At 38.7% G+C, this 7723-nt stretch carries 8 protein-coding genes and 1 tRNA gene; 2 read left to right on the forward strand and 7 right to left on the reverse strand.

The genetic code is table 11. The features are described 5' to 3' along the window. Positions 1–228, forward strand: a 228-nt coding sequence (locus tag B5F71_RS17890) for a hypothetical protein (RefSeq protein ID WP_158098143.1), incomplete at its 5' end; no start/stop codon positions are given. A 256-nt stretch (positions 229–484) separates the two neighbouring features. Here the strand turns inward: B5F71_RS17890 and rplI are convergent. From rplI to B5F71_RS17925, 7 genes are all read right to left on the reverse strand, one after another. After that, positions 485–934, reverse strand: coding sequence for a 50S ribosomal protein L9 (gene rplI / locus B5F71_RS17895; RefSeq protein WP_022040811.1), 450 nt, complete (start codon positions 932–934; stop codon positions 485–487). A 17-nt stretch (positions 935–951) separates the two neighbouring features. Further along, positions 952–1221, reverse strand: a complete 270-nt coding sequence (gene rpsR, locus B5F71_RS17900; RefSeq protein WP_022040810.1) for a 30S ribosomal protein S18 — start codon at positions 1219–1221, stop codon at positions 952–954. A gap of 2 nt (positions 1222–1223) precedes the next feature. Beyond that, positions 1224–1571, reverse strand: a complete 348-nt coding sequence (gene rpsF, locus B5F71_RS17905; RefSeq protein ID WP_022040809.1) for a 30S ribosomal protein S6 — start codon at positions 1569–1571, stop codon at positions 1224–1226. Positions 1572–1758: 187 nt separating this feature from the next. Continuing rightward, positions 1759–2457 carry a response regulator transcription factor gene (locus B5F71_RS17910; protein ID WP_022039812.1) on the reverse strand — a complete coding sequence of 233 codons (699 nt, stop codon included), beginning with the start codon at positions 2455–2457 and terminating at the stop codon, positions 1759–1761. 1 nt (position 2458) lies between these two features. Beyond that, the gene (locus B5F71_RS17915) at positions 2459–4018 is read right to left on the reverse strand and encodes a HAMP domain-containing sensor histidine kinase (RefSeq protein ID WP_087213062.1); all 1560 of its coding nucleotides are present in this window, start codon (positions 4016–4018) and stop codon (positions 2459–2461) included. Positions 4019–4280: 262 nt separating this feature from the next. Continuing rightward, a complete protein-coding gene (locus tag B5F71_RS17920; protein WP_087213064.1) occupies positions 4281–6440 on the reverse strand; it encodes an elongation factor G in 2160 nt (719 codons plus the stop codon). Between the two features lie 446 nt (positions 6441–6886). Next, positions 6887–7477: a YqgE/AlgH family protein gene (locus B5F71_RS17925; RefSeq protein ID WP_022039860.1), complete on the reverse strand. Its 591-nt coding sequence runs from the start codon at positions 7475–7477 to the stop codon at positions 6887–6889. 160 nt (positions 7478–7637) lie between these two features. On the opposite strand from B5F71_RS17925, the gene B5F71_RS17930 reads away from it, so the two are divergent. Further along, positions 7638–7711: transfer RNA gene (locus B5F71_RS17930), tRNA-Asp, on the forward strand. Positions 7712–7723 lie beyond the last annotated feature (12 nt).

Below are 7723 nucleotides of genomic sequence, written 5' to 3' on the forward strand. Positions count from 1 at the left end.
GACGAAGAACAGGAGCGAAAAGGACCAAAAAATCGCCCAAAGCACACACGAAAACAGATACATCAAGCCAAGAAAAACTTTTTGGAGAAATTCAAAACAGCTTCTTATACTTCCCACAGTATTACTTTGTGCATTTTGTATATGCCACGTAGTAGAGACGATGTGCGCATCGTCTCTACAGAAACGGTGCGAAATGTGTCAAAGAAAAAAACAAAGCATGTATTCTGAAGAACATAAGTGAGTTGACCGTTTAATATAAGTAACTCGACCGTTTCACATAAGTAAGTCAGTCCTATCACTTATGTTCACTTGAAAAGGCTTTTGGCCTCCTTCTAACTTCTTTTTATCTACTAGCATTTTTGGTAAATTCAAACTCTACCAGACTCAAGACAACTATCCTATTCTGTTAACCAAATAAGCAAGAAGAGGCTGTCCTAAATTTATTTAAGACAGCCTCTTTATCAAGTAATTACAGATATAACAATTAAGCCTCTTCTGCTACTACCTCAAAAGGAATTTCCACAGAAACTTCCTTATGCAGTTTCACTATAGCTACGTAATGACCAACCTCTTTAACCTGGTCTTTTACTACAATAATCTTACGATCAATATTATGTCCTAACTTGGCCAGTTCATCAGCAATCTGAATGTTACCAACAGAACCGTAAATAACACCTGTTGCACTTACCTTAGTCGGGATTGTCAATGAAACACCTTTCAATGATTCAGCAACAGCTTCCGCATCTTTCTTGATCTTTTCCAATTTATGAGCACGCTGTTTCAACTCTTCAGCCAACATTTTCTTTGCAGACGGTGAAGCGATAACAGCTTTGCCGGTCGGAATAAGATAGTTACGGCCATAACCAGACTTCACGGTTACAATATCATTCTTGTAGCCCAAGTTAGCTACGTCTTCTTTCAAAATTATTTCCATACTTATTCCTCCTTATATTATTTCATCAAGTCAGTTACAAAAGGCAGCAATGCCAAATGACGGGCTCTCTTTACAGCCTGTGCGATACGGCGCTGATATTTCAAAGAAGTTCCGGTAATACGACGCGGAAGAATTTTACCCTGTTCGTTCAAGAATTTCTTCAAGAATTCAGGATCTTTATAGTCAATATACTTAATGCCACTCTTTTTGAAACGACAATATTTCTTTTTCTTTACATCTACTGAGGGCGGAGTTAAATATCTGATTTCTGATTGTTGCTGTGCCATAATTAATTTTCCTCCTTTTTAGTTGATTTTAAACTTCTTCTTTTTGCAGCATATTCTGCAGCATACTTATCCATTCTGAAAGTCAAGAAACGGATTACTCGCTCATCACGGCGATAATTAACTTCCAATTTCGCAATGACCGAAGGATCAGCCTTAAACTCGATAAGCTGGTAAAAGCCCGTAGATTTCTTCTGAATGGGATAAGCCAGTTTCTTCAATCCCCAGTTTTCCTCATTGATAATCTCAGCACCTTCCTGAGTCAGGATAGCCTTGAACTTGTCTACCGCTTCCTTCATCTGTGCATCAGACAAAACGGGAGTCAAAATGAAAACGGTTTCGTATTGATTCATACTATTCGTTAATTAAATTAATTAATACTATTTTTTTATTTGCGGCGCAAAGTTACGACTTTTTCTCTAATTCACAAACATTTGTACACTTTTTTATGTATAAAATACGGATTGACATAGAAGTGCATCCAAAGACACATACACCCTATGCCAATCCGCGTCCCAAGAACCTTGTCAATAAAAGACATCAATCCTGTTCGGGAGTAATGAGCTTATATCCCTTTCCGTGAATATTAATAATTTCTATCGAATCATCTTCTTTCAAATGCTTACGCAACTTGGTGATATACACATCCATACTGCGAGCATTGAAATAATTGTCATCAATCCAAATGGTTTTCAAGGCAAAATCACGCTGAAGAATTTCGTTGGCATGCGCGCATAACAGTCCTAACAATTCCGATTCCTTTGTAGTAAGCTTGGTCTGCTTATCGCCTATAGACAGTATCTGTTTTTGAGTATCAAAAGTAAAACGGCCTATCTTGTACATATTGCTTTCTTTGTTACGTTTACCACGCACACGACGCAAGATAGCTTCGATACGGAACGTCAATTCCTCCATACTGAACGGTTTTGTAATATAGTCATCGGCACCAATCTTAAAACCTTCCAGAATATCTTCTTTCAAAGTCTTTGCTGTAAGGAAGATAATAGGAATTTCCGCATTTGCCTGCCGGATTTCCTGAGCTAGCGTAAAGCCGTCCTTCTTCGGCATCATAACATCCAATACACACAAATCATACTTATTCTTCAAGAAAGCTTTATAACCGGCTTCACCATCCGGAAATAATTCGGCAGAATATCCTTTAGCCTGTAAATATTCTCTTAACAACATGCCAAGATTCTCATCATCTTCGCACAACAAAATACGTAATTTCTCGTCCATTTTATTCATCTTTAAATAAAGGTAATACAATAATAAATTTAGTACCCACATTCAGTTCACTTTCGGCACGAATCGTACCTTTGTGATCTGTAATGATCTTTTTCACATAGGCCAAGCCCAAACCAAAGCCCTTCACATCATGCAAATTGCCGGTATGAACCCGGTAGAACTTCTCAAATATTTTTTTCAGGTTTTCCTTCTTTATGCCAATGCCATTATCTTCAATAGATATATGAAGCTTACCAGACTCATTCCACGTACGGACTTTCAGATGGATATTGACATCCGGTTTCTTATACTTTAACGCATTGTCAAGCAAGTTAAAAATCACATTCGTAAAATGCATCTCGTCTACATAGATAAACGGATCATCTGCATCCAAAGCAACATCCAACGCGCCGTTACAATTCTCCACTTTCAACCGGAAAGTATTCGTAACATTGTATATCAATTCATTGGCATCCACTTCTTTCTTCTTTAATGTTGCTTTCTGACGCTCGAACATAGACATCTGCAACACCTTTTCCACCTGAAAACGCAAACGCTTTGTCTCATCATTGATAACTCCCGATATGTGTTTAAACATTGCAGGAGATTTACCTACCGCCGGATCATTCAACATTTGCGCAGCCAAAGAAATAGTCGAAATCGGAGTTTTGAACTCATGCGTCATGTTATTAATAAAATCGTTTTTGATTTCGGTAAGTTTCTTTTGACGGAAAATAATGTATATGGTAAATATAAATGTCACCAGCAATACCAGCGTAAATATGATAGAAGGTATCATAAACCGCACCGAACTGAAAATGTAATTATCCATTGTCGGGAAAAATACATTTACAAATCCCATCTTAGCAGGTGGATCTTTTTCAAAAAGCAAACGGGAATAGATTTTTTCATTATCATATTCATAATCTGAACACCGGTACACTTCTTTCCCATCCCGATCAGTTACTGTGAAATGATAAGGTATATCTACCCCATTGTTTTTCAGTTCTGAGTTCAAATAATAATCCAACTGTTTAAAGTTAATCCGTTCCTTCAGCGGCTTGTCACTGGCCGTATATAAAATATTGTAAATCACCTCGTCCAACAATGCACGCTGGTAAACATAACGTTCCTTTAATATTTCCTGCAGGTTTCGAGAAGTCTGCGGAATATTCTTTCCGGTCGAAATAATCACCTTAGGCACACTGGAGGGACGATTAATAATCGTTTTCCATTCAAAACTGGAGAAAGTGCTCCCATCAGGTGAAGTCACCGTATAACGGCGATGTTCTACCACATCCCGGTCACTATCCTTAGCCAATGTCTGTTGACGAAACTGATCGGAAATACGTGCCGCACGTTCTGTTGCAGCCACATCTTTTTCCAAATACTTTTTCGTTTCTACCAATTCCAAATTATGAACTGCCTGAGCAAGGCTTCGTCCTACATTTTCTTCGAACTGCTCCTTACGCATCTTGACCATCTCTTCTATATAGCTTACCTGCAAATACAGCAAACTGAGAAAAGACAATCCCATAACGATTCCTAATATCCAAATAGTTGACTTTTTCATGAGGGCAAAATTAAACCGCTACCTGTTACAATACACCTTGCTTAACATGTTTTAATCCGAGATTCTCTTATATTAACTGAAAATTCCATTTAACATATCAAAACAAGCACTTCAGAAGCAATCAGCACTTACTCAGTTGCAAAATTAATAAAATTTTAAATCAATAACAAATAAATATCCCTAATAGTTTAAGTTTAGTTAAACAAAAAAAGGCCGTATTTTAAGAAATACGACCTTTTAATGTATGAAAACAATAAGCTACTTACATTTCATCCTTTTCCTGTTCTTCGAATTCTTTCATCAATTTCGTCTGAACATCAGTTGGAACCAACTCATAACTTGCAAACTTCATAATGAATGAGGCGCGTCCTCCTGTCAACGAGCTCAATGCAGTAGAATAATTAGACATTTCTTTCAAAGGTACTTTGGCAGCCAGTTTTTCGTAGCCTTTCTCACTACTCATACCCATAATCATGCCCCGACGACCTTGCATATCGCTCATTACATCACCTAACTTATCACTCGGACAGAACACTTCCACATCATAAATAGGCTCCAATATTTTGGGACCTGCATTCTTAAACGCCTCACTGAAAGCATGACGCCCTGCCAGCATAAAAGAAATTTCATTTGAATCGACCGGATGCATTTTACCATCATAAACAATAACCCGCACATCCCGGGCGTATGACCCAGTCAACGGTCCTTGTTCCATACGGCTCATAATACCTTTTAATATAGCAGGCATAAAACGGGCATCAATAGCACCACCTACCACACTATTAATAAATACCAACTTTCCGCCCCATTCCAAATCAATGGTTTCAGTTCCTTTTACTGTAACCTTAAATTCCTGGCCGTTAAACCTATAGACGTCTGGAGCAGGCATTCCTTCATAATAAGGCTCCACAATCAGATGCACTTCACCGAACTGTCCTGCCCCACCCGATTGCTTCTTGTGACGATAATCGGCACGTGCTGCCTTCGTAATAGTCTCCCGATAAGGAATTTTAGCCTCAATAAACTGTACAGGCAATTTTTCATTATTCTCCAAACGCCATTTTAACGTACGCAAATGAAATTCCCCTTGGCCATGAACTAAAATCTGCCTCAATTCTTTCGACTGTTCGATAACCCATGTCGGGTCTTCTTCACGCATACGGTTTAAAATTGACATCATCTTTTCCATATCCGCCTCATTCACCGGTTTAATGGCACGAGTATACTTCGGATTGGGATATTTGATAAAGTTGAAACGATTGTCACAGTCTTTACCATTCAATGTATTTCCGGTCTTTACATCTTTCAGTTTTACCGTACAGCCAATATCACCGGCACGAAGTTCTTCCACTTTTTCACGTATCGAGCCGGCACATACATACAACTGTGCCATACGTTCTTTCGAGCCACGGTCAGCATTAGTCAAGTCATCGCCTTCATGCACCACGCCACTCATTACCTTAAAATATTGCACATCACCAATATGCGGCTCTACAGCCGTCTTGAAAAAATACAATGAAGTAGCGCCATTTGCATCGGGGGGAACAGGCACTCCACGTGTATTATGAACCACCGGCATTTCATCTACAAAAGGAACCACATTGCCTAAAAACTCCATCAAACGACGAACGCCCATATCTTTCCCTGCACAAACACAAAATACAGGGAACATTCCTCGTGCAATCAGCCCCTTACGGATACCTTCACGCATTTCATCCTCGGTAAGGGAATCCGACTCAAAAAATTTCTCCATCAAAGTCTCATCATGTTCAGCTGCAGCTTCTACCAATATTTTATGCCATGCCTGAGCCTTTTCCATTTCTTCAGCAGGAATTTCTTCAATCGTCGGCTCACCGCCTTCCGGTTTCCAAGAATATTTTTTCATTAAAAGTACATCAATCAACGAATTAAAATCGGGACCTGTACTGATAGGATATTGCACTGGCACCACCTTGGAACCATAATTTTCCTTCAATTGCTCCAGCACACGATCAAAATCACATTTTTCACTATCCAACTGATTAACTAAAAATATGACAGGTTTACCCAATTTTTCCGTATAACGGAAATGGTTCTGCGTACCGACCTCTGGTCCACATTGACCATTCAACAACAAAACAGCCGTATCAGTTACATTTAGGGCCGTAATGGCGGCACCAACAAAGTCGTCACTTCCCGGACAATCAATAATATTCAACTTCTTGCCATTCCACTCTACATGATAAACAGTAGAAAAAACAGAATATCCATATTCCTGTTCTACCGGGAAATAGTCACTAACTGTATTTTTAGCAGTAATTCTTCCGCGACGTTTTATAACCCCACTCTCATAGAGCAACGCTTCTGTGAGAGTGGTTTTACCTGATCCATCGTTGCCAAGCAACGCAATGTTTTTAATTTCGTTAGTCTGATATACTTTCATGGTATTCAAGATTTTAATAAACAACAAAAGGATATGCTTTTCATATCTCTTACTTAATGGGGTGCAAATTAGGAATTAATGTCGAGAAATGCAATGTTTTAGCCAGTGTTACTAAACTATGTTTTAAGACAGATTTTATCTTATGAAATCTCCGTATTCCCTCCAATTGATATACCTTTTGATATACCTTCAAAACAAAGATATACTTCATAAGCCATTCCAGTTATACTATGCGCGGTATGAATTTGTGCATTTTGTTGATGTCACAGTTCCAGCATGCTGCCTCCATTCCGTTCACCGCTTCTCCCAACGCAGATAACTTCGTCTGGTGTAAGATTATTAATCTTCCGCTTGTAAGATTAATAATCTTGCAGCCTGAAGATTAATAATCTTACAGCGAATGACCCTATATCATTATTTTAGCAGAATCGGGTCCATCCTTTTCTTCAGTTACAAGACGGATATTGAGGATAAGTAGCCCATAAACTATAAGGCTTCCCAAGCTCATTCATACTATTGAACCAAAGATTATGATAATCTTCATCCAACAGATGAGTTTTAGTTCCCTCACCTACCATCCACGAATCATCATCTATTTCTTTTTCCAACTGTTCATGTTCCCAACCCGCATAACCAGCAAAAAAACGGATAAACCCCTCTACCGGATTTCCATTCAAGATATATTGTATCACCGCCGAGAAATCACCATTCAGATAAAGCCCGTTTCCTAAGTCTAAAGCACCTTTTAAATGGCCAAGCACATGCAAAAAGAAAATCGTATCACGATCAACAGGTCCTCCTTTAAATATCGGGATAGCAGGCACAGCTGCCAATTTCGGCACTAACTGGTTCAGTGCAATAAGGTATCTGAAATTTTTATTCATCACAATACCCATACTTCCTTCTATGTTATGTGTCACCATCAAAACAACGGAACGTGCAAAATGATAATCATACAATAGCGGAGAAGCAATAAGAATACTTCCTACATGTGGAAGCGCCTTATTTGAGTGTACCTGAAAAATGCGCATATCCATATTACATTTCTTTTTATCTACTAATATAGCTTTTTATTCTGATACTCAAAAGCTTTTTAACTTTTTTCTAAAAAACATCTCCTAAAAGTTTGGAAATTACAAAAAACATTGTACCTTTGCATCGCAATCGAGAGAGGTAGCAACGAAAGAAAAACAAAATGGTGCGTTAGTTCAGTTGGTTAGAATACATGCCTGTCACGCATGGGGTCACGGGTTCGAGTCCCGTACGCACCGCAATAAACATTG

Source organism: Bacteroides sp. An269 (genome assembly GCF_002159755.1).
In the GTDB taxonomy this organism is placed as follows: domain Bacteria; phylum Bacteroidota; class Bacteroidia; order Bacteroidales; family Bacteroidaceae; genus Phocaeicola; species Phocaeicola intestinalis.

Bases quoted from the DNA above. Each gene is read 5' to 3' on its own strand.
- rpsF (WP_022040809.1), bottom strand. From the start codon at position 1,571: ATGAATCAATACGAAACCGTTTTCATTTTGACTCCCGTTTTGTCTGAT.
- B5F71_RS17920 (WP_087213064.1), bottom strand. From the start codon at position 6,440: ATGAAAGTATATCAGACTAACGAAATTAAAAACATTGCGTTGCTTGGC.
- B5F71_RS17910 (WP_022039812.1), bottom strand. From the start codon at position 2,457: ATGGACGAGAAATTACGTATTTTGTTGTGCGAAGATGATGAGAATCTT.
- rpsR (WP_022040810.1), bottom strand. From the start codon at position 1,221: ATGGCACAGCAACAATCAGAAATCAGATATTTAACTCCGCCCTCAGTA.
- B5F71_RS17915 (WP_087213062.1), bottom strand. From the start codon at position 4,018: ATGAAAAAGTCAACTATTTGGATATTAGGAATCGTTATGGGATTGTCT.
- B5F71_RS17925 (WP_022039860.1), bottom strand. From the start codon at position 7,477: ATGGATATGCGCATTTTTCAGGTACACTCAAATAAGGCGCTTCCACAT.
- rplI (WP_022040811.1), bottom strand. From the start codon at position 934: ATGGAAATAATTTTGAAAGAAGACGTAGCTAACTTGGGCTACAAGAAT.